This window comes from Novosphingobium sp. TK71 (genome assembly GCF_055361505.1).
This window is the reverse complement of the sequence record NZ_JBSZKA010000001.1, coordinates 597,154-622,429: the sequence shown is the minus strand read 5'-3', so window position 1 is coordinate 622,429 and position 25,276 is coordinate 597,154. Positions and strand designations below refer to the sequence as shown.

Genomic DNA, 25,276 nt, shown 5'->3' with positions numbered 1-25,276 from the left:
TGCCCTGCCCCGTTACGCAAGCGCGAGCGATGAAGTCTTCGCCTCCGCCTCTTCGAAGAAATTGTCCGCGAGGCGCGCAAAGCCCGTTTCGATGTCTACTTCCGCCTGCCAGCCAAGAAGCTCCTTCGCACGCGACGGATCTCCATAGAACCGGGCGACATCGTAAGTGCGCGAGGGTGCGTTACGCGCGCTGACCGGCTTGCGTGCCACGCGTCCCGCCAGATCGGCAAGCATCTGCAAGGTTGTGCCCCGCCCGGTCAGCAAGTGGATCGGTGGCAGGATTTTCCCTGTCTGCGTCGCCTCGATCAGGGCAACCAGCCCGCGCGCGACGTCATCGACATGCGTGAAGTCGAACATGTTTTCCGGACCGTCAAGGCGAAGCTCTCCGCCCAGTGCCGCGGTATGGGCGAAAGCCGTGACAACGCGGTCTGCATGGTCGCGCGTGCATCCGTAGACATTGGAAAGCCGGACGATATTGGAAACCACGCCGGCCTCCCGCGCCGCAGCGACCATCTGTTCTCCCGCGACCTTGGAACGGGCATAGATGTTCATCGGGCTGAGTTCGGCGTCTTCGTGCACGGGAAGGCTGCCTTGTTCGCCGTAGACCTCGCGGCTGCTGGCAAAGATCATCCACGGACGGGTCTTCTGCCGGATCACGGTATCGACCAGCTTCTGCGTGGCGGCCACGTTGACCTCCTGCGCAAGCTTGGGATCACGCTGCGCCCAAACGACCCGCGAAACGGCTGCGAGATGAAGAACGCCGTCCACGCCCTCCACCGCGGCCTCGAGCGAACGCTCATTACGGGTGTCCTGCCCGGGATCGCGTGCGATATCGAATTGACGGCAGGAAATCCCGCGGTCTGCAAGTGCGCGAATGGTCGCGCGCCCAACGAGGCCTTCCGACCCGGTAATCAAAATCATGAGTTCGCCCCCGAACAGCTGAAATTTCCCCTTAGCAGAAAATCCCGAGACCTGAAGAAATAGTATTGCCTTTTCAACACTTCCGGAAAAATTCACGAATAGGTCGGCGTTCGCTATTTTCCCGGCGCAGAATGCCGTCATGCATCTGGCATCCGCTTTCCCATGCCCCTATGCGATGGCACATGATGAACTCTTCCGCCTCGTCACACATCCCGAAGCCACGAAACATTTGCTTCATCAGCTCGAACCAGGTCTGGGGCGGCAGCGAGGAACTCTGGTACAGGACCGCGCTGACGTTCGCGAAAGGCGGACATCGGGTGTCCGTGTACAAGCCATTCATCGCCGATAGCCGCGAAGCGACAGTCCTGCGCGGTTCCGGCTGCCGCATTCACGATCTCGCCGGCCCCCGCCATGCACCGACCCGGCTGCGCAAGCTCGTAAGCCAGGTCTGGAAAGCTTCGCGATATCTGCAGGATCGCCTGCTGGCCCGGGGCCTGCGCGCATTGCAGCCCGACCTTGTCGTCGTATCGCAAGGGCTCAACTACGACGGCTGGTATGCCGGTGAAGTATGCAGGAAGCTTGGCATTCCCTTCGTCCTGGTCAGCCAGAAAGCCTCCGACCTCTACTGGCCGCACGACCGCATGCATGCCGAACTGCGCGGTGTATTCGGCGCGGCGCAGCGGGCATTCTTCGTCAGCGAACACAACCTCCGGCTCACCGAAGAACAACTGGGAATGGCACTGCCTAACGGCATCCTCGTACGTAATCCCTACAATGCCGACTGGTCCAATCCCCTGCCCTGGCCGAGCGCCGGAGCGGAGGAAAGCGTCCGGCTGGCATGTCTGGCGCGGCTGGATGCCCGCGAAAAGGGCCAGGATCTCCTGCTGCGCGTCCTTGCGATGCCCAAATGGCGCACCCGCGACATTTCCGTGCAGTTCTATGGCTCCGGCCACAACGCAAACGGGCTCAAGGGGATGGCCGCGTACCTCGGGCTCGAAAATGTACAGTTCCCGGGCTACTCGGCGACCCCTGCGAAAATCTGGGAAACGGCGCACGGCCTGATCCTGCCGTCCCGATGCGAGGGACTGCCGCTGTCGCTTGTCGAGGCGATGCTGAGCGGCCGCGTCGCCATCGTTACGGACGTTGCCGGCAACCGGGAGGCCTTGCAGGACGGCGTGTCGGGATTCCTTGCAGAGTCCGCCACCGAAGCCGCGCTCGATGCCGCACTTGAGCGAGCATGGCAGCAGCGTGGATCATGGCCATCCATCGGGCGGCAGGCTGCGGAGGCCGCCAGGAGCCTCGTCAGCCCCGACCCGGTCGGAGAATTCAAGGCAATGCTCGAGGATCTGATTCGCAGCGATCGCCGAGAAAAGGCAGCCAAGGGATGACGGAAACCAGATGCGATCCCGCTGCCGGCTTCGGCGGCGGCAACCCGCTGGTATCGGTGATCGTCCCGGCGTTCAATGCCGAGGCGACCCTTGCCGAAACCCTGGCGGCGGTAACAGGCCAAACGTATACCGGCATCGAAGTCATCGTCGTGGATGACGGTTCTTCGGATGGCACGAACGCCATTGCATCAGGTTTTGCGAACAGGGACGCACGCGTGCGCGTCATTTCCAGCCCGAACAAGGGCGTTGCGGCCGCACGCAACCTCGGCATTTCGAGTGCTTCCGGCAGTTTAATCGCACCGATCGACGCAGATGACCTGTGGCACCCCTCCTATCTCCACAAGCTCGTAGCCGTCCTGACGAGGGCCGATGAACCGGCCGAATGTGCCTTTTCCGGCTTCCGCCTCATCGACGATCGATCGAATATCATCGGCTCGAGCCCGCTTCACCGCATGTGCCACATCGGCCCTTACCGCATGCTCTACCGAAACCTCGTGGGCAACGGCAGCGGCATGGTGTTCAGAAAGGACGCCTGGGTCCGGGCAGGTGGCTACGATTCCGGCCTCAGGGATGCGGGATACGAAGGCTGCGAGGATCATTTGCTGCAGTTGATGTTCTGCGCTCACGCCCCGCTGGGATCGGTGGCAGAGCATCTTGTCGGATATCGTCGGGGACCGGGCACCATGTCGCGCAACCGCGAAAGGATGCTCGGCTCGGACGCGATGATGCGCGACCTGTTCCTCGAGGCCCATCCTGCCGTCAATCCGCCCCGCTGGCTCGATCGCTGGATTTCGGCCCAGCGAGACCTGCTGTTGGCGGAGGCCCGGCTTTCCAGGCGCCGCTTCGCATCTTTCGGCACCTTCATGCTGCGCGCGATGACAAAGGATCCGGTCGCCCTGGCCGTTGCGATTGCGGGAAAATCGCGTTCCACGGTGCGGCGCATTTTCGTGAAGTACGCACCGCCCTCGCATCATTTCCTCTCGATCGATCCGGCCGATGGCGGGGCCGGGATAGGAATACCCGGCCGGACAGGGCTATTCTCCCGACTTCAGGCAGCGCGTTTGAAACGGATCGCCTCGCTGGACGAGGAGTTCCACCACGCCGCCTAGGCGGCCTGGACGCCGCTTGGCACCCCTTCTTCAGAACGAAGCCTGCAAGAGCAGGGCAGGACCGTGCAGCTTGTACCGAACCCGTCCTTCCCACGCGTCCTTTTCGATCCCGACCCTGTAATCGACATAGCGATAGGCGGCGCCGAGATCGATGTTTTCCAGCACCTTGAAATTGACGCCGGCCTGCGCATTGATGAGGCGGCCGTCATAGTCGCCAATCTTCAGCGACAGGTAATCGACCCGGCCATTGAGCGTCCACCTGTCCGCAATCCTGTACGTCCCATAGGCACCGATGGTGGGTATGGGAGCCAGGACGTTCTTCTCGCGCCGACGGGCCTGCACGGATGAACCGCCGACCGTCGCCTCCCCTTCGAGCGCGACGTCGAAACGGGTTGCATGCAGACCGATCGCAGCCCCGATTTCGAGGTTGCTGCGACTGACGAACGAATATCCGACCGTCACCCGGTAGATATCGCTGTCGAAGCTGCTGCCGAGTTGGGCGGACGCGGGATATGTCACGTCATCGAACTCGATGTCGCGAGCCAGTTGGACCGAGCCCTGCCGCTTCAGCTTGAAGAAATCGAAGCCGACGACGATGCGCCCGAAGCGCGCGCCTGCCGATACCGCTGGCAGGATTTCGTTCTTGTCCATGTCGAGATCGCGTTCGAAATCGATGTCGGATCCGACCGTCTGACTGGTGTTCGCCGTCACGCTGACGTTGGTGTCGATCCGCGGATAATAGGCCTGCACCGCGATCCAATAGTCCTTGTCCAGCGTCTGCGCGGCCGCAGGCGCCGACAGGCACGTGGCAACTACCGCCGCCCCGACCAGCATTGGTCTGCAAAGGGGCGACGAAGACCTCATGAGGGCCAACGAGTTGTCGACTTCTAGGTTCATAGATGCGTCCTGCGGATACGCCCTGCGGCGATTGGGATTGCGAGCAAACCTGGAGGCGGGATGCCGCCCTGAGGGCGCTCCCACGCTTCCCGACCATTGCCCTGCTTGCCGGATGCGGCCCGGCAAGTCCCCGATCATATCCCGCGGCTGCGCCCGATCTAATCAGGGTTTGCCCCCGGTTGGCCATGGGGAAAGTCCCGAGAGGCGCCGGGACTTCTCTCCGACAGATCGATCCGATGAAGCGGCGGTGACGGGGAAACGCCTATAGCGTCAAGCCGGCGCAGCAGTTCGAGCAACAGCCGCTCCTGCCGAACGAAGCCTTCGGCATATGTCGGGCCTTGCAGGTAGCTGTGGATCTGGAAGGTATAGAGCCCTTCCTTGAAACCCAGACAGCGAACCGGGCAAGCCGTTGGAATATAGTCGGGGTCTTCTTCCAGTACCGATCTCAAGGCGGTGAGCACCGCCTCGACACCGGCTACCTGAACATCAAACCCGACGCCGAATATCTGATCCACGAAGAAGCGATCCCGCAGCGTCAGGTTCTCGATCTCTGCATCGGCGAACTGGCTCTTGGGAATGGTAAGAAGCCTACGCTCCCGCGTGCGTATCCGCGTCGAGCGCATTCCCACGTCGACCACGTCGCCGATGCGCCCGTTGACCTTGCAGCGATCGCCGATCCTGACCGGCTTGTCGGCCAGCACCATGATGCTGCCCACCAGATCCTCCACCGCCTTTCTCGCGCCAAGGGCGAGGGCAAGGCCGCCGATGCCCAGTGCAGCAAGACCCGCCGTCACGTCGATGCCGAACGTCGACAGGAACACCGCAACGCCGAGGGCAAGCCGCGCAAGGCGGCCTGTACGCGTGACGAAGTTGACGATGCCGATACGCTGAAGCTCGCCCCGGCTCTGCAGACGCCAGACCACGCCACGTCTTCGCGGCGCTCAGCGAGGGGCTTGAAAAACGGCAATCTCCCTACGCCGCCATTTTCGCGGCGCTCGTCGAACTGGGCGGGCAGCGGATGGACAAGGATGCGCTGGCGGAACGCCAGCGCAGCGAACCGGACGACGATTCCGCCCGCCTCGACGATCAGTGGGAAGAAGCCCCGGTCACGTTCGGCGGTGCCCACGAGATGGGCGACCCTACCGGGGTCACCGCCAAGATCAGGGCCTCCAACCGCCCCGTCGGCAAGGAGCAAGCGTGATGCATGACTTCATCAACCACCTCGCCTTTGGATGGTATCCCTATTTCGCCGTGACCGTCCTTGTCGTGGGCAGCATCCTGCGCTTCGACGCGGACCAGTTCAGCTGGCGATCGCAATCGAGCCAGTTCCTGAGACGCAGGCAGGTGGTGCTGGGTTCGAACCTGTTCCACATGGGCGTCCTCATCCTTCTGGTCGGCCATTTCGTGGGGCTGCTCACGCCGGTCACGGTGATAGACAAGCTGGGCATAAGCCACAGTTTCAAGCAGATCGCCGCCATGCTCGTCGGCGGCGTGGCCGGTGTGGCGGGCTTCGTCGGCTGCTCGCTGCTGCTTCACCGGCGCCTGTTCGATCCCCGCATCCGCAGAAGCTCATCATGGGGCGACATCCTCATGCTGGTCCTGATCTGGTGCCAGTTCATGCTCGGCATCTCGACGACGTTCTGGACCGCGCAGCATCTCGAAGGCGAGGAAATGCTCAAGTTCATGGGCTGGGCGCAGGGGCTCCAGACCTTCAACCCGTCAGCCGCGCACTTGTTGATCGATGTGCCGATGGTCTACAAACTGCACATCATTCTTGGCCTCACGCTTTTCGTCATCACCCCCTTCACCCGCCTCGTCCACGTCTTCAGCGCGCCGATCTGGTACATCTTCCGTCCCGGTTTCCAGATCGTGCGGACCCGCGGCAAACGGTCCGCGAAAGACTACTCGCAGACGCGCGGACACGCGGGAGGCGCTCCCAGCTATGGAGGGCCTACGGTGCTTCGCCAGATGGCCGAAAGCGGACAGGAGGGGTCATGACAAGAACAGCCGACATGATCGACGTGACGAACGTGTCACCGTCGTTCGGCGACATGCCGGGTGCCTGCCAGAGCGGCGGTTGCGGCTGCTCCGGTCCCGCCATACCGCCGCCACCGGCCTTCGGGGACGTCCTTATGACCGGCGTCGAGATCACGCCCGAGGCCATCGCACAGGAAATCCAGCATCACCCCGCCCCCGACCCGCAAACCGCATGGGTCGAGGCCGCCCGCGCACTGGCCGTACGGGAGCTATTGGTCCAGGAGGCCAGGCGCCTCGGTCTCCACCCGGCAAGCCATCCCGATGAAACCGGACGCGCTGAAACCGACGACGAGGCGCTGGTCCGCCTCGTGCTGGAGCAGGAGGTCGCCCCTGAAATCGCCACCGAAGGCGAGCAGCGGCGCTATTATGAAAGCAATCCCCAGCGGTTTCGAACGCCGGACCTGTTCGATGCCGCCCATATCCTGATCGAACCCGAGCGGCAGGACGACGCGGCATGGGATGCCGCCGAAGCCTTCGCACGCTCCATCGCCGCCGCGGTAGGGGACGACCAGACCGCGTTCGCAGAGGCCACACGGACGCACTCGGCCTGCGCGCCGGCCCAGCAGGACGGCTCGCTCGGGCAGATCCGTCGGGGGGAACTGGTCCCGGCGGTCCAGCAGGCGATAGAGGCGCTGAAGAACGGTGAAACCGCTGCCGAGCCGGTTCGCTCGCGCTTCGGCTGGCACGTCGTGCGCCTCAACCGGCACCTGCCCGGACGCACGCTTCCGTTCGATGCGGTGCGCGACAGGATCGGCGACATGCTGGAAGCGCGAAGCTGGTCCATGCTGGCAACACGCTATGTCGCCGCGCTGGCGGCACGCGGCACGGTCGAGGGGATCGTTGTCGGCGCGGTGGAGGACTGACCATGATGCTGGGCGACCTTCTCGGCATGGCGCGGCGATCCGCGGCGAGCATGGAGCGCTACCTTGCCGAAACCGATCCCGATACCTGCACCGATGTCCGCCGCGCCGCCGCCGCGTCCGCCATTTCGGCTACCGAATTCGTGCGCATGGCCGTGGCCGATTTTTCGCGGGCAGCGTCCGAGGAAGACTGGGCCACGATCATGTCCGCCATGCGCGATGGGCCAGATCCCGGGCGGACCTGCCTCCACGCCATCCTGCAATGGCGAATTGCCGCCCCGACCTGCGAAGTTCATACTGGCGGGCAAGCGGGAAACCACGGAGCATGACGATGACCGAACAAGCGAAGGTCGGACAGCCCCTCAACCCTGCCCTGAAGCAGACCGAGGAGCGCGTCCATGCGACCGACGAATGGACGCCTGCGCCCATCGACAGCGTTTCGACAAAGGAACGCAAAGGCGAAGGCTGGCCACTGATCTGGCTGGTGGTAGCCGTGGCCTGCCTGGCGATTACCGCCTACCTCATCATCTGAGCGCGAACTCAAAACCCGAATTCGCGCTCAGGTCCGTGTGATCGGGTCGTGCGCGCTGTGCGATCCCGCTCAGAAGGCGGGAACGACCGCCCCCGAATACTTCTTCTCGATGAAGGCCTTGACCTCCGGCGTGCGCAGCGCGGCAACCAGTTTCGCGACACGCGGATCGCTGCGCGCCTTTTCCGTGCCGACCACGAAGTTGACGTAGGGCGTGTCCTTGCCTTCGATCAGCAAGGCATCGCGCATGGGATTGAGCCCGGCGTCCAGCGCATAATTGGTGTTGATCGTCGCCAGGTCGACCTCTCCGAGCACGCGCGGCAGGGTGGCCGCCTCGATCTCGCGGAACTTCAGGTTCCGGGGATTGGAGACGATATCCCGTGGCGTTGCCGACATGCTCCTGGGATCGCGCAGGGTGATAAGCCCGCCATGCGCCAGAAGCTGAAGCGCGCGCCCGCTGTTGCTCGGTTCGTTGGGTATGGCCACCGTCGCGCCTGCGGGCAGGTCGGCAACCTTCTTCCACTTGCGCGAATAGGCGCCGAACGGCTCGATGTGAATTCCCGCGATCGGTACGAGATGCGTGCCCTTCGCCTTGTTGAACTCATCGAGATAGGGCCCGGTCTGGAAGTAGTTGACGTCTATCCGCCCTTCCGAAACCTGGACATTGGGCTGGACGTAGTCGTTGAACACGCGAACGTCGAGTTGCAGCCCTTGCTTGGCCAGCACCGGCTTCACGAATTCGAGGATTTCGGCATGCGGCACGGCAGTGGCCGCGACCGTCAGCAGGTTGGGATCATCGACCTTCTTGGAAGCGCCGCAACCGGGAAGCAGCAAGGCCGCAAAGGCAGCGATAAGCAGGCGTCGTTGCATGGGAAATCCTATTTGCGGGTAAAGCGGCGGACGAGACGGTCTCCCGCGGCCTGGAGAAACTGGACGAGGACGAGCAGCAGGACGACGGTGACGAACATCACGTCGGTCTGGAAACGCTGGTAACCGAAGCGGATCGCCAGATCGCCCAGCCCTCCCGCGCCCACGGCACCGGCCATCGCGGTGAACGAAATCAGCGTGATGGCCGTGACGGTGACAGCCGCCAGTATCCCCGGCAGGGCTTCAGGCAGGAGCGCGCGGAACACGAGGTCGCGCGTCGTCGCCCCCATCGCCTGCACCGCCTCCACCGTATTGCGATCGACTTCCCGCAGCGCCGTTTCCACGAGGCGCGCGAAGAACGGAGCGGCCCCCACCACCAGCGGCGGGATCGCGCCCGCCACGCCGAGCGAGGTGCCCACCAGCAGGATCGTCAGCGGGATCATCACGATCAGCAGGATGATGAAAGGCACCGATCGCAGCAGGTTGACGGCAAGCGCCAGCGCCCCGTTGCCCCAGCGACTGGCCCAGGGCTGCCCCGGTCCGGTCAGGAACAGCAGCACGCCCAGCGGCAGGCCGAGCAGTACGGTCAGCACCAGCGAGCCGCCCAGCATGGCCAGCGTATCGAGACAGGCCTGGCCGATTTCGCCCCAGTCCACATTGGCGAACAGGTCGTTCATTCGACGTCCCCATGGTTGCGCAGCGCGGCGATGGCAGCGGCGGTGTCGCCGCCGAGAAGGCCCAGTGTGAGCCTGCCGAAACTGCCATGTTTGAGCCGGCCGATGCGGCCATCGAGAATGATGAAGTCCGTGCCCGTCTCACGCGCGATCCTTGTGAGAACGGGGTCGAGGACGGACTGTCCGTGCAGCGTCAGGCGCACGATCGGACCGTCGAACCCGATGGGTGCCTCGTGTTCGCCGTCCTCGTCGATCAGCGCGCGGGTCTCCGCCGCCTGCGGATGAAGGAAAACGTCCGCCACGCTGCCCGTTTCGACCACGCGGCCCGAATGGAGCACCAGCACCCGGTCGCACACCTGGCGGACCACTTCCATCTCATGCGTAATGAGCACGATCGTCAGGCCAAGCTCGCGGTTGAGGTCGGCGATGAGGGCAAGGATGCTGCGTGTCGTCTCGGGATCGAGGGCGCTGGTCGCCTCGTCGCACAGCAGGATATCGGGATCGGTGGTCAGCGCCCGCGCGATTCCGACGCGCTGCTTCTGGCCGCCGGAAAGCTGGGCCGGATACTTGTCGCCATGCTCCGCAAGCCCCACCCGCTCCAGCAAGGCCGGCACTTTCGCGGCGATCTCCGAGGCGGAGGCGCCTGCGATACGCAGCGGCAGGGCGACGTTGTCAGCCACCGTGCGCGACGAGAGCAGCCCGAAGTTCTGGAAAATCATCCCCACGCGCCTGCGCAACGACCGCAATTGCGGCGGCCCCAGAACCGCAACGTCGATGCCGTCCACCAGCACGCGTCCGGCGCTTGGCCGTTCGAGGCCGTTCAGCAGCCTCACCAGCGTGGACTTGCCCGCGCCGGACCGGCCGATGATGCCGAACACCTCGCCCCGGCCGATCTCCAGATCGACATCGGCAAGCGCGGCATGGGTGCCGCCGTATGCCTTGTGAACGCCTTCAAGCCGGATCATGCGGCACGCACCTTTCCGCCGGATCGCCGCATCGCTTCGCGATACCGCAGGGCCCGCGCGGGGTGGTGATGGAACTGGAATATATCGATCATGGCTCCGAACCGGAAAAACTCGTGAATTGCTGAGCGCTGGGGGAAGCGGCGGTTAGCGGAACCGGGCCGGACTATCCAGACCTGCCTGCCCGCACACCCGCATCGGGGAAATCAACCGGCCTCCAGAGAGGCCAGCGAACTGCCGGGAAACAGGGCATCGATAAAGCCGAACTTCGTCATGTCGCGTATGCGCCGGGGATAGAGCACGCCGTTCAGATGATCGAATTCGTGCTGGAACACGCGGGCGTGGAAGCCCCGCGCTTCCCGTTCCAGCACGGTGCCGTCCTCCAGCGTTCCGCCATAGCGGATATGCGTGGCGCGCGGCACCAGCCCGCGCATGCCGGGAACCGAAAGGCACCCCTCCCAGCCGTCTTCCGTCTCTTCCGTCAGCACTTCAAGGCTGGGATTGATAAGCGTGGTGGCCGGGACCGGGGCTTCGCCGGGATAACGCGCGCTTGCCTCGAAGCCGAAGATCATGACGCGAAGGTCCACACCCACTTGCGGCGCCGCCAGCCCGACCCCGCCAGCCGCGTGCATGGTCTCGTACATGTCGGCCACGAGCGCGCCCACCTCCGGCGCGGCGATGTCCTCCACCGCACGCGCGGGCTTTAGCAGGCGCGGATCGCCCATCTTCAGTATTTCGAGGATCATCCGTCACATCCTTGCGCAAACGGCGGGTGTGCGCCGCTCGCCGATCTGCCTAGTTAATCTCAACCAAATCACTAGACAATAAGAGTCGTACTCCCGGAAGCAAAACTTTGCGGCCTGCCGCTCCGGGTGCTTCCCTTATGCGCCCGTACACACAAGGATCATACCAGCAATCCCTCGGCGATGGCGCCTCTTGCCGCATTGACGATAGCATCGATCGACGCGCGCAGGCGCGGCAGCATGACGGGCGCCGTGATCCATAGCGCATGAACAGGCAGATGTCCGGCCACATGCGTTTCCAGCACGGAGACGAGTTCGCCCCGCGCGATCTCCTCCCGGACTAGCCAGCAGGGCACCAGTCCGAGCCCCTGCCCGGCCCGGATGGCAGCGAGCGTCAGCAGGCTGCCGTCAAGCAACAGCCCCGCCTGTGGCTCGAACGCCAAACGGTCGCCGTCACCCGACCGCAATTGCCATGGCACCGCGCGGCCGTTGCGCCCGGCGGCGATCAAGGCATGCTGCGAGAGATCGCCGATATGGACCGGCTTGCCACGCTTCGCGATATAGTCGGCAGCGCCGCACAGCACGACCCGCTGCACACCCAGCCTCCGTGCCGTCACGCCCGGCAGGTCGGGGAGCTCGCCGATGCGGACGGCAAGGTCGGTCCTCTCCCCGGGGAGGTCTGCCAAGGCCGTGGAAGTCGAGATGTCGAAGCGGAGGCCCGGCCATGTTTCGCGCAGGGCGAACAGCGCCGGAGCAACGATCTGCGTGCCGAACAGGGGCGGCAGGCTGATCCGTACCAGGCCCGCCGGTTCCGATGCCAGCGCCGCCAGTTCCGCTTCCACCCGGTCTATCCGGCCGCGCGCCGCCTCGCACGCCTCCCGGTAGACTGCAGCCTCCGCCGTCAGGGCAAGGCTGCGCGTCGTGCGATGGAACAGCCTGACCTGCAGGCGGGCTTCCAGTCTGGCCACCGCTTTGGCAACGGCAGATGCGGAGAGCCCCAGCCTGGGGGCAGCCGCCGCGAAGCTACCCGCCGCGCATACCGCCAGGAACACGCTGATATCGTCGCCGGACTGACGGGGGCCGCTCGGCATTTCAGGATTTCAATTCGTGAATGAGGCGAAATTTCTTCATTTCCCGAGATGTACATGCCTGAATATCGTCCTGTCCATGAACAATGAACGGACTTACGCCATAGTTGGCGGTACATCGGGGATCGGCTTTGCCGTTGCGGAAATGCTGGTCGGACGCGGCGACCGGGTGCTGATCGGCGGCCGATCGGCGGAACGACTGTCGGCGGCTCTATCGCGGCTGGGCGATCGTGCATCCGGCCGCCTTGTCGATACCACCGACCGCGCATCGATCAACGCCTTCTTCGCCGGATCCCCGGTGCTGGCCGGGCTGTTCACGCCCGCGGCCACGTACAGCACCGGCCCGTTCCAGGATGGCATGCACGATACGAGCGAGGCACTTTTCGCAGGAAAGTTCTGGGGCCAGTACTGGACGGTGTTCGAAGCCCTGCCCCGGCTGCGCACCGATGCCGCGGTGGTCCTGATGTCCGGTGCGGCCTCGGCCCGGCCGATCGGGGCTCCGGCCTATGCGGCCTGCAATTCCGCGCTGGAAGGGCTCGCGCGCGGGCTGGCCATCGAACTGTCGCCGATCCGGGTCAATTGCCTCTCCCCCGGCACCACCGACAGCGAACTCTGGCGCGAACGGCCCGCCGCCCAGCGCGAAACCGCTTATGCGCAGTGGCGGCAGCTCTGCCTCGTACGGCGCCCGGCCCATGTCGACGAGCAGGCCCAGGCCGCCCTGTTCCTGCTGGACAACGCGAACATGACCGGCAGCACGCTTTACTGCGATGGCGGCTATACGCTGCGCTGACCAAGCGGCGAAGCGCTCAGGACGCCCCCGGCGCAAGCCTGCCGCCGAGCGCCGACACGAATGCGGCATAGGGGCAAAGCTCCGTTCCGCAGGCCGGAAGCACGAGAGGCGTCAACGATACATCGCCGCGCAGCGCCCGCAGGGCGGCCGGGGGCTGCGTTCGGTAGGACACGCGCACGAACCGTTCGCCCGTCCGCCGGTCATGAAGCCGCTCGATCAGGATGGCCCCGCCGGGCGGCACGTCGTTCGTGGCATAGCCACTGGCCGACAGGTCCACATCCAGCGCAGCCGCCAGCGCGGTCACGTTGGTGTCGTGGCCCATCAGGACCTCGAAATCGGGGCCACGCTCCAGATTGTCCAGTATCCGCCGGCCCAGCGCGCTCGCCTGGTGGGAGGCCATGTAAGGCGGCCGGGTGAAGACGGTGAACAAGTCTGCATGGAGGCGGCCGAGCCGTTCCAGCCCCTTTTCGTCGATCCGCCCCCAGCCTACCTGATCGGCGGGCATTCCTTCGAGATACTGGAGCAGCAGCACTTGCGCGATGCCCGATGCACTGCGGATCTGGCCTGACAGCGCAATATCGTGGCCATCGCCGCCCGGTGCGACTGCCGGGGCGCCGGGAGGCAGGCAGTCGCCCCCGCAGCCCAGCACCGTGTCGAGCAAGGCGAGTTCCGCCCGGTCCCGCTTGACGAGCGCCGCCATCCCGCCCGTGGCACGCTCTATATCGGCCACCGCCGCCGAAGCGTCGAACGCGGTGGCACGCGCGCGAAGCGGCTCGAAGATCGGGTCCACCTCTCCCGCCGCGCGGTGCGCCACTTCAAGCCCGCACCCTTGCGCGAACCCGTGCGCATAGGCCTCGCCGCTGGCGATCGCGCGGGGCGAGGTGTTGGCCGTGATCGCGACCTTGCCGGGCTTCGGGCAACCCGCCCTATCCAGCAGGCCGCGCCTTGCCAGAAGCTGCCGGTCTGCCCGCGCCACGATTTCCAGCGCCCGTTCGCCATGAGGCGTAACCACGCTTTCCGCCACGCTCCATGCCGGCCACGGCGCCGCCGTGCGGGTGCCCGCAGGCACCTCGCCGTCCAGAGGCGCACGGATACCGTGCCGCATCACCATGACCGCCTTGTCCGGCACCAGTTCGCGCGCAGCCACCGACTGGCCCGGAAACACGGCGATGAGCGGAACCGTGCCGACCGCCAGCACGGTCAGCGCCAGCAGGTTGCGCCAGGTCGCCATGTCAGGGCTTCACGGTGCAGGAAGCGGCCACGCGAACCGGATTGCAGCGCGCCATGACGCCGCCGGGCAGAGTGACCGAGAAACCGAGGCCGAGCGGATCGGGGGCACCGGGGTAATAGTCCGTGCTGACGGCCTGCGCCCCGCTTTCCCCGGCGGCGTGGGCCTTGGCCAGATCGTGCGCCCTCGCCTCCACGGTGTTCGCGTCGCTGCGGGTGCGCACGATAACGCCCGATTTCACCCATTCGCGGATTCTTGCGCCGTCGGCCACCGGGTCCTGCACGATCTGGATCGCGCTTTCCGCCTCGCCATCGGGATACCAGCCGAACATGGCCCGGCCCCGCAGCGAGGGATGCCCGCGGCGATAGACCTCGGAAACGGCCGGACGCACATCGAGCAGGATGTAGATCCGCCCGCGCGCAGCCTCCAGGGTCGGCCAGCCCTTCGACTTCACGGCTTCGGCCAGACTGCCGGCCTTGCCGCGAACCTCGTCCGGCGCGATGAGCCGCTGGCCGGGAAGCGCCTTGCGGATTTCCCGGTCCAGATCATCGAGCAGCTTCGCATCGTCGAGCGGCAACGGAGCCGTCACGTCATGCGAATTCGGCGTGTCGGCGGCATTGATGGTGATCATGATCGGCAGATGGCCGGGATGGGCGCGCGACCATGCATCGACCTCGCCAAGGCAGCGGATCAGGGTGACGCATGTGGCACGGTAGTCCACATCGGGAATGTGCAGGACCTTGAAGCCCGGCTTAAGCATGGCTGCCCGGTCGAACCCGCTGGCGCCGCCTGCCGCCAGCAGCTTCTCTCCCTTGGGATCGGCATATCGCCCGCCTTCGGGGTCGGCGAAGATGTCGATCTCCAATTGACGCACGCCGGCGTCGAGCTGCTCCGCAAGCGGCAGGTGGTAGTAATCCAGCGCTCCGGCGAGACGCGCGTCCCGCTGGCGGATGCCTTCCATCACTTCCGCCGGAATGCGCGCCTTGAAGCTGTTGTGCGAACCCACGACCTGAATGTCGTTCATTCGCAGGTCGGCGGCTGCAGGCGCTTGGGAGGCGGGAGCCGCGCCGGAACCGGCGGCCGGTGGGGAAGCCATGGCTCCCCCGCCCAGACCCAGCCCGATGGCGGCCAGAACAATCGCGCCGCGCATCAGAATTCAGCCCGCGCGCCGAACAGGATCGTCGTGCCGTAATCGTTGATCTCGCCGAAGCGCAGCGGGCTGTCGTTGTAGGTGTACTGACGCGCGCCGGCGATGTTGATCGCCTCCAGGCTCAGCGTCACGTTGTCGGTCAGGCGATAGGCCACCGAACCGTCAAGCGATCCGAAGGCGGCGGTGTAGGTCGGGGCCTGCGTGGTGCTGCCCGTCCCGGAGAGATAACGGTCGCGCCAGACGTAGGAAAGCCGGGTCGAGATCGGCCCCTTTTCGTAGAAGCCCACCACGTTGAAGCTGTTCTTCGAAAGGCCGATCATCTCGTCCTTGATGGTGCGAGAGCCCGCCGTGTAGTCCGCCTGAACGGAAGTGCGGGTGTAGGAAGCCTGCAGGCCGAGCCCGTCGAAAGGCTGCGGCAGGAAGGTGAAGACCTGATGATAGGCCGCCTCGAAACCGTAGACCTTGGCATCGCCGCCGTTGACCTGCGTGCTGAGCTGCACGGTGCCGCGCCCCGGGATCTCGATGGGCACGTTCTGCTGGGTGATGTAGTCGTCCATCGACTTGTAGAACACCGCGCCGGTCAGCGAGCCCGACTTGTTGAAGTACCACTCCAGCGAGCCGTCGAACTGCGTGGCCAGGAACGGCACGAGATCGGGGTTGCCGCCGCTTGCCGTGGGAGCATCGGTAGAGACGGTGATGCGCGGCGCGCTGTCGGTCACGTTGGGACGGGTCAGGACACGGCTTGCGCTCAGGCGGCCGACGAGATTGCCGGACAGTTCGGCGCGCAAGTTGAAGCTGGGCAGGACGTTGTTGAAGGTCTTGGGGTAGCTGACCGGCGTGGTCACGCTGCCGGACCGCAAGTTGCCGCTCGCCACCTGATCGGTGTGCACGTAACGCGCGCCGATGTTGCCGGTGATCGGGATCGAACCCAGCGTGAAGGCGTAATCCGCACGGGCGTAAGCGCTCCAGATCTTTTCGGTGGTGCGGAACGATGCGGCGAGATCCGAAGCGGTAAGCGCCGAATTCTCGACATCCGAAGTGAAGAACGCGTCGAGATAGGCCTGCGTTACCGGCACCAGGAAGCTGCGCGGGATATTGCCGCCGAGACCTTCGAGATAGTTGTCGAAGGGCAGTTGCTCATAAGCGCCGGAACCGAGGCTGGAGAGCGGGGTGCCCGCTGCCGGATTCACCAGGAAGTCGCGGCGGGAATAGTCGCGCTTGCGGAACTGATATTCGCCGCCAACGGCCAGCTTCGAGATGAAGCCTTCGAAATCGTGCGCCACGTCGGCGCGCGTGTAGAAGTTCCAGTCCTTGCTGTTCTTGGGCGCGATGTTGAACTGGTAGAGCTGGTAGTTCGCCGGGTTGGTGGCATCGACCGTGGTGTTGAAGGTGGGCACGTTCTTGTAGCCGCCGGTCGCGTCATAAGTCAGCGGCGCGAAGAACATCGCACGGCTACGCACGGTGCCGACATCGTAGCTCGGGTGATAGCTGTGCGCGAAGGACCAGTTCACATTGCCCGAAACGTGCCAGGCATCGTGGTTCCAGGTCTGGCGCAGGCCGACATTGATGAGATCGTGACGGTTGAGGCTGTACTCGCGCGAGGCCATGAAGCGCACGTCGTTGATCGTCGCCTTCACCACGGTATCGCCGTCCAGCACCACGCTGTCGGGGTCGATGGTCGGCCGGTGCCCGGCCACGCTGGTATCGTCCGGGAAGATGTCGAGGCCGAACTCGTCATAGGCCACGTCCAGACGGGTGGCGAGGACGTTGAGCGTCGTTTCCAGCTCCGGATTGGGGCGCCACTGCATGGAAAGCATGCCGGAGATGCGCTCGCGCTTTTCCGTCTCCACGGTGGGGCGGGTGCGGGTCGGCAGGTAATAGCCTTCGCCCAGTGCGGAAGCGAAGCGGTCCTTGTACCAGCCGAAGTTCATGAAGCGGTCGTTGCGGACGTCCTTGGCCCAGTACTGGCCGCCGACGAGCACGCCGAAGGTATCGTCCTTGTTGACCCAGCTCGTGATGAGGGTGGCGTTCGGCTTAACCTTGTCGGTCTGGGTGGTGTAGGTGCCGCGCAGGTTGAGCGTGGTCTTGGTGCCGACGTCGAACGGCTCGAAGGTCTTGACGTTGATGTTGCCGCCCAGCGCGCCCTCGGTCATGTCGGGGGTCGGCGTCTTGACGACGTCGATGCTGGAGGTGAACTCGGCCGGGAGCATCTCGAAGCGGAACTGGCGACCGGCCGCGCCGCCGTTCTCGATCACTTCGTTTACCGCCACCGGGCTGCCGTTCAGCAGCGTGTTCTGGAACTGCGGGCCAAGGCCGCGAACGCTGACATACATGCCCTCGCCGCGCGGGCGGGTGATGGCCACGCCCGTCACCAGCTGAAGCGCTTCGGCCACGTTCTGGGTGGGGAACTTGCCGATATCGGTCGAATTGATCGAGTCGACGCCGTAAGCGGCATTGCGCTTCGCTTCGGTCGCCGCGCTCAGGCTGCGCGCATAGCTGCCGGTAACGACGATATCCTCACCGTTCACGCCGTCCGGTCCCGTCTCGGCAGAAGCGTCGGAAGGCGCCGGAGCCGGCGTTGGCGCGGCCTGGGGCGCGGATTGGGCCATTGCAGAAACGCTCGCGCAGGCGAGCAGAAGGGTCGACGCTGACGATGCCAGCGCACGCTTGTTGAAACGCATTGAGGTGCTCCCCGGATACAAACGATTGTGTTCGGGGCGCCCTAGGAAGCGCAGATGACGATTCCGGGTCGTGGCGATGACGGTTCGGTGAATATTGAAAATATTGCGAAATATTTCCCCGGAATTGCAGGAAGGCGGATCCTGCGCATGACCCTTGCCGGAAACCCCCGCCGGGAATCAGGCAGCGCAAAAATGCTTGGCAATGTCTGCGTGATTTATATATACGACGTGTACATTTAGAGCGCGATCCGGGCGAGGGCTCTGCCCCGGAAGAACGGCGCCGCAGTGGAGAAGGATAGGAAATCATGCGCACTCAGCTGTTTATCGCACTGCTTGCCGCCACCGCCGCGTCTGGCGCGAATGCACAGGCCCCGGCTGCGGCCACCATCGCCACGGCAAAGGCCGCAACTCCGCGATACACGGCACAAGACACCGATATCGGAACCCTTCTCGACGATCCCGAAGCCAGGACCGTTCTTGAGAAGTACCTTCCCGAAATCGTCAAGAGCGACCAGATCGCCATGGCGCGCGGCATGACATTGCGCGCCATCCAGCAGTATTCGGCAGACCAGATCACCGACGCCAAACTGGCGGCGATCGACGCCGATCTCGCGAAGCTACCTCCGAAAAAGTGATGGGCTGAAGGCTTCCGGCCACTTTGTCCACGCCGCCAAGGTCGGCGTGCCGCGCTTGCGCGCCTGCTCCCGCGCGCGCCGCTTTCCCAAACCGTGCATCCCGCAAGAAAGGTCAGGACCAACGACCATGGACGCTCCGCTCTATCCGCCCGCACAGCAGTTCACGCCGCCGCGCCGGCTCCCGCGTTTGCTCGGCACGAAAGACACCGCCATCGCCGATCTGAAGGCGATCCCGGAAGCCTGGGCCATCATCCTGGCGGAAATCCCCAATGTCGAGGCGCGCATCGGCAACGACATGATAAAGCCGCACCTCGGCAACTTCTCGTTCCGGTCGCTCGTGCAGTTCGGGGTGGTCAAACCCGACATGCTCGACCGTGTAGATGTGAAGCTCAAGACATTGGGGGAGCGGTGATGGAACGCGGCTTCCTTACCACCGGCAGGCGCAACGTGCTGGCCATGGCCGCCGCAACCGCCGTAAGCGGCGCGGCCTTCGCAGCCCCTGCGGCAAGTGCGCGCAGCCCGGCACCGGCAAACCATCGCGAGCGCCGCCAACCTTTCGACGAGGACTGGCGCTTCCGGCTGGGTGAGATGGACGGCGCCCAAAGCAAGGCGTTAGACGATACCGACTGGCGCCGGGTGGACCTGCCCCACGACTGGAGCGTGGAGGACCTGCCGGGACAACTTCCCGGCACCGTGATCGGCCCGTTCGACAAACGCTCGATCGGCAAGACCGCAACCGGCTTCACCAACGGCGGCGAAGGCTGGTACCGCAAGCACTTCCGCGCCGATGCCTACCCGGCCGGCGCAAGCGTCGAGATTGTCTTCGACGGGGCCTATCTGGAAACGGACGTCTGGCTGAACGGCAGGCAAGTTGGCGGCAGCGTGGCGGGATATGCCCCGTTCGCGCTTGACCTCACGCCCTTCCTGGACCGCACCGGCGATAACGTGGTGGCCGTGCGGGTACGAAACCTCGGCCGGAACAGCCGCTGGTACTCAGGTTCGGGCCTTTACCGCTCGGTGGAGCTCGACATTGTCCCGTCCGCCTCGCGGCTAGTCCGCTGGGGTGTGGCGGCCTGGACGAGCAAGCTCGAAAACGGCCGTGCGGTGGTGGATGTGTCGAGCGAAGTCGTCGCTCCGGAAAGCGGCGATATCCTCCGCACCCGGCTCGTCGAACCGGATGGCCGCGTCGTCGCCGAAGCAAGCGCTCCTGCTGCGGCAGCGATGCGGCAGACCCTGGAGGTTCGCGGCCCTCGCCTCTGGTCGGCGGCCAGCCCCGAACTCTATTCGCTGGAAACCGAACTCGTCCGGAACGGTTCCGTGCTGGACCGCATCGTCCAGCCTTACGGCATCCGCATCATCGCCTTCGACGCGCGGACCGGCATGACCGTCAACGGCCAACAAGTGAAGCTCAAGGGCGGCTGCCTCCACCATGACAACGGCCTGCTCGGCGCCTGTGCCTTTCCCGATGCCGACGAACGCCGGCTGCGGCTGCTCAAGGCGCGCGGCTTCAACGCCATCCGGTCCTCGCACAACCCCGCGTCCCGCAGCCTGAGGGAAGCGTGCGACCGGCTCGGCATGTACCTGATCGAGGAAGCGTTCGATGCCTGGCACGTCGCCAAGGAGCCGCAGGACTTCGCGCAGCAGTTCCCGGCACACTGGTCGGAAGTCATCGATGCGATGGTCCGCACGGCCCGGAACAACCCGTCCGTCATCATGTGGAGCATCGGCAACGAAATCCCGTTCCGGTCAACGGAAGAAGGGGTGGAGTGGCAATGGAAACTGGCCAATGCCGTCAGGCGGCTCGATCCGACAAGACCGGTCACGGCCGGACTGAACGGGGTTCTTGGCGCTGAACTGATCGCCGGACCCGAAACCGCGCGCGCGGGCAGAGGCGGCAAGACCGACAATGCATCGACCGTGTTTCTCGACGTGCCCGGCTACAACTACCGCCTCGAAGATATCGAGGCCGAGGAGGGCGTGCACCCGGAACGCGTGGTCTATGCTTCCGAGACCTTCGCTCGCGATGTCTACGACTATCAGGCCTTGCAGGAGAAGGCGCCCTACTTCCTCGGCGAATTCCTGTGGACCGCGATGGATTATCTCGGAGAAGCCGGGATCGGCGCCAACGCGAGGCTGAAGAACGGCAACTATCCGATCTACCTCCCCTCCTTCCCCTGGGTGAACGCCTGGTGCGGCGACATCGACCTGATCGGCCAGCAGAAGGCGTCCTCTCTGGCGCGCGATGTGGTGTGGGGCATCAGCGATCTCGAAATGGCGGTGCAGCGCCCTGGCCCTGACGGGACATTCGAATATGTCTCCGGCTGGGGCTGGTCCGACGAACTGGCGAGCTGGACCTGGCCCGGCGCCGAGGGGCGCCCGCTCGGTGTGCGGGTTCACGCCGCCGGAGACAGGGTAGAATTGCGACTGGACGGAAAGCTGGTCGCCTCCCGGAATCTCGGTCCGGCCGACCGGCGGCGGGCCGAGTTCGAGGTGCCCTATGCCCCCGGAAAGCTGGAAGCGATCGCATATCGCAACGGCAAGCCGATTGCGCGCAAGGTGCTGGAAACGGTGGGCCCTGCCGCGCGCGTTCGCGTTGTGCCGGAACGCCGCGAAGCCGGAGCCGCCCGAAATGCCCTCAGCTACTTGCGGGTGGACATCACCGACGCGCAGGGCCGTGTCCTGCCCGACGACCGCCGACGCATCGATCTCCTGATCGAGGGACCGGCAACCCTGGCCGCTTTCGGCAGTGCCAATCCGCAGGCAACCGGCTCCTTCCAGTCGTCAAGCGCGGAGTGCTACCGCGGGCAGGCGCTGCTCATCCTGCGAGGGAGCGGCAAGCCGGGCCGGGTGCGCATAAAGGCGAAATGCGAAGGACTGGCGGAGGGTGGAATTGCCTTCGACTTATCCTGAAATCCAAGCCGAAACACGTTCGCCTTTGCCAGTTCGCGATGCGCGAACTGGCAAAATGCCGGTTTTCCGGGAGATTTATGGGGCAATTCCCTCCGTAACGTAATCCTGCTTGCCGGCCAGTCGCGAACTGACATCCGGACATGGCCATGTCCGCCTCGGACCCGAAGATGGAGAAACCCATGAACACCCGGATGCCCAGCCGCTCGGCTTATGCCCTTCCCTTTGCTCTGGCGGCGCATATCGTCGCCTTTGCCCTCGTTCTTTCCTGAGGCACCGATGTTCAAGTCCTTCATCAGCGGCGAACAGGCCCTGAATCTCTGGCTGGCGGCTTTCGTGGTGACCGGCATAGTCGCCGGCATCGCGTCAGGCTTCTTCAAGGCACGCAAGATCCAACCCAGAGGCTTCAAGTGGAAGATCTTCCGCAACGAGGCGCTGATTGCCGTCGTCACCCTGGCCATATCCGGCAAGATCATCGGCATGGCGACCGGCTGGGCCAAGACCCACGGATGGATCACGTTCGATCCGACACCGGCGGCATGGTGGACCATCGCGCTGGAATATGTGCTCTACTTCTTCCTGTTCGACACCTATTTCTACTGGCTCCATCGCTGGATGCACAAGGAACCGGTCTATAGCTGGGTCCACAAGCTCCATCACAAATCGACTTCGCCGAACCTGCTGACAACGCTTTCGGTCAACCCGCTGGAATCGATCATCAATGGCGGGTTCGTCCCGCTGTTTCTGGCCGCCTTCACTGTCCATGACGCGACAATGGCGCTGATCCTGCCAACGAACATCATCATGGGACTCTACGTCCACTCCGGCTACGAGTTCCTCCCCCGCTGGTGGAACCGGACCTGGGCCACGAAGTGGTTCATCTCGGCAACATTCCACGATCAGCACCACCGCTATTTCACGGGCAATTTCGGTGGCTACACAACGATATGGGACCGTCTGTGCGGCACCATGCGCAAGAAGTACGAGAGCGATTTCGAAGCCATCAAGGACCGCACCGCCGCCGCGCGCGCGGCCCGAGGCGAAAGCGCCGGACGGGCGGGTCCCGTGACGGCGGAACTGGCGGACTGATCACCAAGCGGCAGGCGCAGGGGACGCCGTTTTCGATGTCTCGAGCGACGGCGTTTCCCATGCCTCGCTGCCGGCACATTCGAGGTCATGACGCCGGGGCTGAGAGAAGGATCCCAGCGCGATTGCCGGGCACATCGCCCTCTGCGCCAGTTCAGGCTGGAGGGCGAATCGTAAATCATCGGCCACCTCCGGATCGACTTAAGAAAAATTCAATATATACTCTTCGCCCTCATCATTAAAAAATCGCGCCATAAGATGGAGATAGTCCGAAACGGCGCCTCCTCATCGGCTCATCACCTCCGATAATTTTCTTTTCTGTCATAAGAATTTCTCAATTCCATGCAGGGTTGACCGCACCCACATTCTCTACCAATTTGGTTGAGTTGATCTTCCTTGGGGGCGAGGCAGGTTATCGAGGAGCCCGGGCACAGCCGCGGGCGAAATCTTCAGCGCTGAGGATGTGAAGGCGATGAACCTGCCCACCCCCCAATTGGCGATTCCCCCCGTTGCACACGATCCGGCATTCCCCGGCGCCGAGCGGCAGGTCGAATTCGTCGGCCCGCCCGGCGTGGGAAAGTCCGCGATCTACCATGCCGCACGCGCGCGTCTTGGGCGGCAGGCCATCTATCGCACAGTGCAGGAAGGCAGGCTGCTGGCCGCTACGGCAAGCCTGGATCAGGTCAGCCCCATCCGGCGCATCTCCTACCTTTCCGCGTTCCAGTTGCCGCGCGTCGGCGATGTTTTTGCACGGCGGCTGGCAGCGATCTCTTCGGAGGACTCGTTCCGCCAGATGCTTCATGTCCACGGCCCCTTCCTGGAGTGTTGCATCGAGATGGCGCGAACCGGCTTCGGCGATGCCTTTGCCCGGTTCGCCAGACTGCCGATCATGCTGGAGCAGCTGCGCGACCTCCATCTCTGGAACCGCCTGCCCGCCGACGTGCAGATCCTCCAACAGGATGCGCTCGTCCAGAAAGGCTGGGCCAGCCCGCCGTCATTGCGGGAGGCCTACTTTTCCTCCGTGCCGAAGCCCGGCGCGGTCGTGCTCGTGGCGGCGCGCCCCGGCGTCATAGTCGAACGTCTGCGCAACAGGGGGCGCAGGATCAGCGCCCATGCTGGTCTCGACGATAGCGAGCTTCATACCGCCACGGTTGACGCCGCCGAAGCCTTCGCTCTCGCCGCCGAGCATTTGCGGCGGCGCGGCGTTCCCGTCCTCGAGGTGAACGGCGAGGATCAGTTATCCGACGCCGCCGAACAGGTCGCACAATTCTTGCGGAACAGAATTCCTCAGCAGGAGATCGGTTGATGGATTTTCAGACACTGAGCAGCGCATACACCGGTGCCACCGCCACAGGATACGATGCCCGCCGGGCACCCACAGCCAAATGGGTAAGCGAGGATAGCGCCGTCCGCGAGCTTTTGCGCGCCGTCCGGAGCGGAGCCACTGTCACCGACATGCCGGTGGGAACCGGGCGCTTTCTCAAGCTCTATAACGAACGCGGCTTCAAGGTGGTCGGGCGCGACATTTCGCCGGACATGCTGAGAGCGGCACGCGTCAAGCTGGACGATGCGGACGGACTGGACTGCACGCTCGAGCTTGCCGACATTCGCGCCATCCCGGATGCGGACGGCACTTACGACTGCGCCCTGAGCATCCGTTTCCTCAACTGGATGGACGCGCGCGGGCTTGAGGAAGTTCTGCGGGAACTCCGGCGGGTTTCGAAACGCCACCTGATCGTGGGCATCCGCCATCAGGTTCCCGTCGGTGAGTTGCTGTTGCACGGCCCGAACGGCTTTCGCCGGCTGATCGTGGGCAGACTGCTCGGCCTGCGGCGGTTTGCACGGCGCCTGCTCCGGCACCCGCGCGCGAATGATCCGCATACGATCCAGCACAGGAAGGATGTCGTCCTGGGAACGTTCGATGCGTTGAAGCTCGGCATCGATGCGATGATACTCGTCGAGCATGGCCGTGACGGGACGGACTACTGCTTCTATCGCCTGACCAAAGATACCTCATGAGCGGTTTCGGGCACCATCGACCGGCCCGCCTTTTCGCTGTTCGCTTGCGCAGCCAGTCGCTTTTGCGTCAAAGACGAGGCGATGGCCGATACCGACAAACCGAATCGTAAGAAAAGCGACACTGTATCGCATAAAATCGAGCCACTGGCGTCATCGAGGTCTAAGCATGCCCGCGCCTTGCGATCCGCGCGCGCCTTGCAGGAGGCCATGCTCGCGCTCCTGCAGCGAAAGCCGTTCGATCAGATCACCGTCCGTGACATTTGCGCCGAAGCGCAAGTTCACTACGCCACATTCTTCCGCCACCATCAGACCAAGGAAGGCCTGCTCGACGCCATCGCCAAGGACGAGATCGCGCACCTCAACCAGTTGACCTTGTCCATCCGCGACGCGGAAGACTACGAGGCGGGTTTCCGGGCGCTTTGCTCATATGTCGATGAGCACCGTTCGCTCTGGTCGATCCTCCTCAACGGCGGTGCGGGCAGCGCCATGCGCGAGGAATGGCTGCGCGTATCAAGGATCGTCGCGCAGAACGAAACGCCTCTCAATGCGTGGCTGCCGCCGGATCTGGGCACCATATGCGCAGCCTCCCTGATTGCCGAAACGCTGGCATGGTGGGTCGGCCAGCCGGAGGGGACCTATAGTGTGCCGGAAGTGGCCAGGATCCTGTTCCGGCTGCTTTCCACCTCGATCATGGCTCCCGACTGA

At 64.4% G+C, this 25,276-nt stretch carries 28 protein-coding genes; 17 read left to right on the top strand and 11 right to left on the bottom strand.

From position 1 onward, the window contains the following. Positions 1 to 12 precede the first annotated feature (12 nt). On the bottom strand, positions 13 to 1,062 hold the full coding sequence (locus ACXJ16_RS19085) for an NAD-dependent epimerase/dehydratase family protein (protein WP_463923018.1): 1,050 nt from the start codon (positions 1,060 to 1,062) through the stop codon (positions 13 to 15). 41 nt (positions 1,063 to 1,103) lie between these two features. Here ACXJ16_RS19085 and ACXJ16_RS19080 point away from each other — a divergent pair, with 41 nt between their 5' ends. Further along, positions 1,104 to 2,309: a glycosyltransferase family 4 protein gene (locus ACXJ16_RS19080; protein ID WP_054441831.1), complete on the top strand. Its 1,206-nt coding sequence runs from the start codon at positions 1,104 to 1,106 to the stop codon at positions 2,307 to 2,309. Then, positions 2,306 to 3,418, top strand: a complete 1,113-nt coding sequence (locus ACXJ16_RS19075) for a glycosyltransferase family 2 protein (RefSeq protein ID WP_463923017.1) — start codon at positions 2,306 to 2,308, stop codon at positions 3,416 to 3,418. Before ACXJ16_RS19080 ends, ACXJ16_RS19075 begins: the two co-directional genes overlap by 4 nt. Positions 3,419 to 3,448: 30 nt before the next feature. Here the strand turns inward: ACXJ16_RS19075 and ACXJ16_RS19070 are convergent, their stop codons facing one another. Together ACXJ16_RS19070 and ACXJ16_RS19065 are read right to left on the bottom strand one after the other, a co-directional pair. Then, entirely contained in the window at positions 3,449 to 4,252 is an 804-nt protein-coding gene (locus tag ACXJ16_RS19070; RefSeq protein WP_132468878.1) for a hypothetical protein, read from the bottom strand. 221 nt (positions 4,253 to 4,473) lie between these two features. Next, positions 4,474 to 5,238: a mechanosensitive ion channel family protein gene (locus ACXJ16_RS19065; RefSeq protein ID WP_054441827.1), complete on the bottom strand. Its 765-nt coding sequence runs from the start codon at positions 5,236 to 5,238 to the stop codon at positions 4,474 to 4,476. A 95-nt stretch (positions 5,239 to 5,333) separates the two neighbouring features. On the opposite strand from ACXJ16_RS19065, the gene ACXJ16_RS19060 reads away from it, so the two are divergent. Genes ACXJ16_RS19060 through ACXJ16_RS19040 form a run of 5 tightly spaced genes read left to right on the top strand, consistent with a single transcriptional unit; the run spans position 5,334 to position 7,744 of the window. Further along, positions 5,334 to 5,516, top strand: coding sequence for a hypothetical protein (locus ACXJ16_RS19060; RefSeq protein ID WP_324699536.1), 183 nt, complete (start codon positions 5,334 to 5,336; stop codon positions 5,514 to 5,516). Further along, positions 5,516 to 6,313 (top strand): respiratory nitrate reductase subunit gamma, encoded by a 798-nt coding sequence (gene narI / locus ACXJ16_RS19055; protein WP_185999593.1) that lies wholly within the window; start codon positions 5,516 to 5,518, stop codon positions 6,311 to 6,313. The genes ACXJ16_RS19060 and narI overlap by 1 nt, the downstream gene beginning before the upstream one ends. After that, positions 6,310 to 7,215 (top strand): peptidylprolyl isomerase, encoded by a 906-nt coding sequence (locus ACXJ16_RS19050; RefSeq protein WP_324699535.1) that lies wholly within the window; start codon positions 6,310 to 6,312, stop codon positions 7,213 to 7,215. Before narI ends, ACXJ16_RS19050 begins: the two co-directional genes overlap by 4 nt. 2 nt (positions 7,216 to 7,217) lie before the next feature. Next, positions 7,218 to 7,541, top strand: coding sequence for a hypothetical protein (locus tag ACXJ16_RS19045; protein ID WP_054441825.1), 324 nt, complete (start codon positions 7,218 to 7,220; stop codon positions 7,539 to 7,541). Continuing rightward, complete coding sequence (locus tag ACXJ16_RS19040) at positions 7,538 to 7,744, top strand: hypothetical protein (RefSeq protein WP_221937294.1); 207 nt, start codon at positions 7,538 to 7,540, stop codon at positions 7,742 to 7,744. Before ACXJ16_RS19045 ends, ACXJ16_RS19040 begins: the two co-directional genes overlap by 4 nt. A 69-nt stretch (positions 7,745 to 7,813) precedes the next feature. On the opposite strand, the gene ACXJ16_RS19035 is transcribed toward ACXJ16_RS19040, so the two are convergent. The 5 genes from ACXJ16_RS19035 to ACXJ16_RS19015 all read right to left on the bottom strand — a co-directional run bounded on the left by ACXJ16_RS19035 (position 7,814) and on the right by ACXJ16_RS19015 (position 12,078). Further along, positions 7,814 to 8,611, bottom strand: a complete 798-nt coding sequence (locus ACXJ16_RS19035; protein ID WP_054441823.1) for a MetQ/NlpA family ABC transporter substrate-binding protein — start codon at positions 8,609 to 8,611, stop codon at positions 7,814 to 7,816. 8 nt (positions 8,612 to 8,619) lie between these two features. Next, positions 8,620 to 9,285, bottom strand: a complete 666-nt coding sequence (locus tag ACXJ16_RS19030) for a methionine ABC transporter permease (RefSeq protein WP_132468882.1) — start codon at positions 9,283 to 9,285, stop codon at positions 8,620 to 8,622. Further along, positions 9,282 to 10,247: a methionine ABC transporter ATP-binding protein gene (locus ACXJ16_RS19025; RefSeq protein WP_054441822.1), complete on the bottom strand. Its 966-nt coding sequence runs from the start codon at positions 10,245 to 10,247 to the stop codon at positions 9,282 to 9,284. Before ACXJ16_RS19025 ends, ACXJ16_RS19030 begins: the two co-directional genes overlap by 4 nt. Positions 10,248 to 10,450: 203 nt before the next feature. Next, positions 10,451 to 10,990 carry a peptide deformylase gene (gene def, locus ACXJ16_RS19020; RefSeq protein ID WP_185999591.1) on the bottom strand — a complete coding sequence of 180 codons (540 nt, stop codon included), beginning with the start codon at positions 10,988 to 10,990 and terminating at the stop codon, positions 10,451 to 10,453. A 158-nt stretch (positions 10,991 to 11,148) separates the two neighbouring features. After that, positions 11,149 to 12,078 carry a LysR family transcriptional regulator gene (locus tag ACXJ16_RS19015; RefSeq protein ID WP_132468883.1) on the bottom strand — a complete coding sequence of 310 codons (930 nt, stop codon included), beginning with the start codon at positions 12,076 to 12,078 and terminating at the stop codon, positions 11,149 to 11,151. Between the two features lie 76 nt (positions 12,079 to 12,154). Between ACXJ16_RS19015 and ACXJ16_RS19010 the strand changes: the two genes are divergently transcribed. Further along, on the top strand, positions 12,155 to 12,865 hold the full coding sequence (locus ACXJ16_RS19010) for an SDR family oxidoreductase (RefSeq protein WP_082370588.1): 711 nt from the start codon (positions 12,155 to 12,157) through the stop codon (positions 12,863 to 12,865). Positions 12,866 to 12,881: 16 nt separating this feature from the next. Here ACXJ16_RS19010 and ACXJ16_RS19005 read toward each other — a convergent pair whose 3' ends face one another. The 3 genes from ACXJ16_RS19005 to ACXJ16_RS18995 are packed head-to-tail and all read right to left on the bottom strand — an operon-like array spanning position 12,882 to position 17,924. After that, entirely contained in the window at positions 12,882 to 14,096 is a 1,215-nt protein-coding gene (locus tag ACXJ16_RS19005) for a histidine-type phosphatase (RefSeq protein ID WP_132468884.1), read from the bottom strand. A 1-nt stretch (position 14,097) separates the two neighbouring features. Next, on the bottom strand, positions 14,098 to 15,243 hold the full coding sequence (locus ACXJ16_RS19000) for a Ca2+-dependent phosphoinositide-specific phospholipase C (RefSeq protein WP_231636224.1): 1,146 nt from the start codon (positions 15,241 to 15,243) through the stop codon (positions 14,098 to 14,100). Continuing rightward, positions 15,243 to 17,924, bottom strand: a complete 2,682-nt coding sequence (locus tag ACXJ16_RS18995; RefSeq protein WP_243692616.1) for a TonB-dependent receptor — start codon at positions 17,922 to 17,924, stop codon at positions 15,243 to 15,245. Before ACXJ16_RS18995 ends, ACXJ16_RS19000 begins: the two co-directional genes overlap by 1 nt. A gap of 54 nt (positions 17,925 to 17,978) precedes the next feature. Between ACXJ16_RS18995 and ACXJ16_RS18990 the strand changes: the two genes are divergently transcribed. The 9 genes from ACXJ16_RS18990 to ACXJ16_RS18950 all read left to right on the top strand — a co-directional run bounded on the left by ACXJ16_RS18990 (position 17,979) and on the right by ACXJ16_RS18950 (position 25,276). Beyond that, complete coding sequence (locus tag ACXJ16_RS18990) at positions 17,979 to 18,164, top strand: hypothetical protein (protein ID WP_132468885.1); 186 nt, start codon at positions 17,979 to 17,981, stop codon at positions 18,162 to 18,164. Positions 18,165 to 18,229: 65 nt separating this feature from the next. Next, positions 18,230 to 18,559: a hypothetical protein gene (locus tag ACXJ16_RS18985; protein ID WP_054441820.1), complete on the top strand. Its 330-nt coding sequence runs from the start codon at positions 18,230 to 18,232 to the stop codon at positions 18,557 to 18,559. 127 nt (positions 18,560 to 18,686) lie between these two features. After that, positions 18,687 to 18,971, top strand: a complete 285-nt coding sequence (locus tag ACXJ16_RS18980) for a hypothetical protein (RefSeq protein ID WP_054441819.1) — start codon at positions 18,687 to 18,689, stop codon at positions 18,969 to 18,971. Beyond that, positions 18,971 to 21,469: a glycoside hydrolase family 2 TIM barrel-domain containing protein gene (locus ACXJ16_RS18975; RefSeq protein ID WP_463923016.1), complete on the top strand. Its 2,499-nt coding sequence runs from the start codon at positions 18,971 to 18,973 to the stop codon at positions 21,467 to 21,469. Before ACXJ16_RS18980 ends, ACXJ16_RS18975 begins: the two co-directional genes overlap by 1 nt. A 140-nt stretch (positions 21,470 to 21,609) precedes the next feature. After that, on the top strand, positions 21,610 to 21,738 hold the full coding sequence (locus ACXJ16_RS18970; protein WP_324699524.1) for a hypothetical protein: 129 nt from the start codon (positions 21,610 to 21,612) through the stop codon (positions 21,736 to 21,738). A gap of 7 nt (positions 21,739 to 21,745) precedes the next feature. Then, on the top strand, positions 21,746 to 22,555 hold the full coding sequence (locus tag ACXJ16_RS18965; protein ID WP_054441816.1) for a sterol desaturase family protein: 810 nt from the start codon (positions 21,746 to 21,748) through the stop codon (positions 22,553 to 22,555). A 469-nt stretch (positions 22,556 to 23,024) separates the two neighbouring features. Next, positions 23,025 to 23,858: a hypothetical protein gene (locus ACXJ16_RS18960; RefSeq protein ID WP_463923015.1), complete on the top strand. Its 834-nt coding sequence runs from the start codon at positions 23,025 to 23,027 to the stop codon at positions 23,856 to 23,858. Further along, positions 23,858 to 24,571: a class I SAM-dependent methyltransferase gene (locus tag ACXJ16_RS18955; protein ID WP_463923014.1), complete on the top strand. Its 714-nt coding sequence runs from the start codon at positions 23,858 to 23,860 to the stop codon at positions 24,569 to 24,571. Before ACXJ16_RS18960 ends, ACXJ16_RS18955 begins: the two co-directional genes overlap by 1 nt. 81 nt (positions 24,572 to 24,652) lie before the next feature. Next, positions 24,653 to 25,276: a TetR/AcrR family transcriptional regulator gene (locus ACXJ16_RS18950; RefSeq protein WP_463923013.1), complete on the top strand. Its 624-nt coding sequence runs from the start codon at positions 24,653 to 24,655 to the stop codon at positions 25,274 to 25,276.

Excerpts from the sequence above, each read along its gene's own strand:
- ACXJ16_RS18980 (WP_054441819.1), top strand. The coding sequence starts at position 18,687 with ATGGACGCTCCGCTCTATCCGCCCGCACAGCAGTTCACGCCGCCGCGC.
- ACXJ16_RS18970 (WP_324699524.1), top strand. The coding sequence starts at position 21,610 with ATGGCCATGTCCGCCTCGGACCCGAAGATGGAGAAACCCATGAACACC.
- ACXJ16_RS19005 (WP_132468884.1), bottom strand. The coding sequence starts at position 14,096 with ATGGCGACCTGGCGCAACCTGCTGGCGCTGACCGTGCTGGCGGTCGGC.
- ACXJ16_RS18990 (WP_132468885.1), top strand. The coding sequence starts at position 17,979 with ATGACGATTCCGGGTCGTGGCGATGACGGTTCGGTGAATATTGAAAAT.
- ACXJ16_RS18975 (WP_463923016.1), top strand. The coding sequence starts at position 18,971 with ATGGAACGCGGCTTCCTTACCACCGGCAGGCGCAACGTGCTGGCCATG.
- ACXJ16_RS19070 (WP_132468878.1), bottom strand. The coding sequence starts at position 4,252 with ATGCTGGTCGGGGCGGCGGTAGTTGCCACGTGCCTGTCGGCGCCTGCG.
- ACXJ16_RS19060 (WP_324699536.1), top strand. The coding sequence starts at position 5,334 with ATGGACAAGGATGCGCTGGCGGAACGCCAGCGCAGCGAACCGGACGAC.
- ACXJ16_RS19050 (WP_324699535.1), top strand. The coding sequence starts at position 6,310 with ATGACAAGAACAGCCGACATGATCGACGTGACGAACGTGTCACCGTCG.
- ACXJ16_RS19085 (WP_463923018.1), bottom strand. The coding sequence starts at position 1,062 with ATGACGGCATTCTGCGCCGGGAAAATAGCGAACGCCGACCTATTCGTG.
- ACXJ16_RS19075 (WP_463923017.1), top strand. The coding sequence starts at position 2,306 with ATGACGGAAACCAGATGCGATCCCGCTGCCGGCTTCGGCGGCGGCAAC.
- narI (WP_185999593.1), top strand. The coding sequence starts at position 5,516 with ATGCATGACTTCATCAACCACCTCGCCTTTGGATGGTATCCCTATTTC.
- ACXJ16_RS19000 (WP_231636224.1), bottom strand. The coding sequence starts at position 15,243 with ATGCGCGGCGCGATTGTTCTGGCCGCCATCGGGCTGGGTCTGGGCGGG.
- ACXJ16_RS18950 (WP_463923013.1), top strand. The coding sequence starts at position 24,653 with ATGGCCGATACCGACAAACCGAATCGTAAGAAAAGCGACACTGTATCG.
- ACXJ16_RS19045 (WP_054441825.1), top strand. The coding sequence starts at position 7,218 with ATGATGCTGGGCGACCTTCTCGGCATGGCGCGGCGATCCGCGGCGAGC.
- ACXJ16_RS19080 (WP_054441831.1), top strand. The coding sequence starts at position 1,104 with ATGATGAACTCTTCCGCCTCGTCACACATCCCGAAGCCACGAAACATT.
- ACXJ16_RS19015 (WP_132468883.1), bottom strand. The coding sequence starts at position 12,078 with ATGCCGAGCGGCCCCCGTCAGTCCGGCGACGATATCAGCGTGTTCCTG.
- ACXJ16_RS19030 (WP_132468882.1), bottom strand. The coding sequence starts at position 9,285 with ATGAACGACCTGTTCGCCAATGTGGACTGGGGCGAAATCGGCCAGGCC.
- ACXJ16_RS18955 (WP_463923014.1), top strand. The coding sequence starts at position 23,858 with ATGGATTTTCAGACACTGAGCAGCGCATACACCGGTGCCACCGCCACA.
- ACXJ16_RS19035 (WP_054441823.1), bottom strand. The coding sequence starts at position 8,611 with ATGCAACGACGCCTGCTTATCGCTGCCTTTGCGGCCTTGCTGCTTCCC.
- ACXJ16_RS18965 (WP_054441816.1), top strand. The coding sequence starts at position 21,746 with ATGTTCAAGTCCTTCATCAGCGGCGAACAGGCCCTGAATCTCTGGCTG.
- def (WP_185999591.1), bottom strand. The coding sequence starts at position 10,990 with ATGATCCTCGAAATACTGAAGATGGGCGATCCGCGCCTGCTAAAGCCC.
- ACXJ16_RS18960 (WP_463923015.1), top strand. The coding sequence starts at position 23,025 with ATGAACCTGCCCACCCCCCAATTGGCGATTCCCCCCGTTGCACACGAT.
- ACXJ16_RS19040 (WP_221937294.1), top strand. The coding sequence starts at position 7,538 with ATGACGATGACCGAACAAGCGAAGGTCGGACAGCCCCTCAACCCTGCC.
- ACXJ16_RS19025 (WP_054441822.1), bottom strand. The coding sequence starts at position 10,247 with ATGATCCGGCTTGAAGGCGTTCACAAGGCATACGGCGGCACCCATGCC.
- ACXJ16_RS18985 (WP_054441820.1), top strand. The coding sequence starts at position 18,230 with ATGCGCACTCAGCTGTTTATCGCACTGCTTGCCGCCACCGCCGCGTCT.
- ACXJ16_RS19010 (WP_082370588.1), top strand. The coding sequence starts at position 12,155 with ATGAACAATGAACGGACTTACGCCATAGTTGGCGGTACATCGGGGATC.
- ACXJ16_RS18995 (WP_243692616.1), bottom strand. The coding sequence starts at position 17,924 with ATGCGTTTCAACAAGCGTGCGCTGGCATCGTCAGCGTCGACCCTTCTG.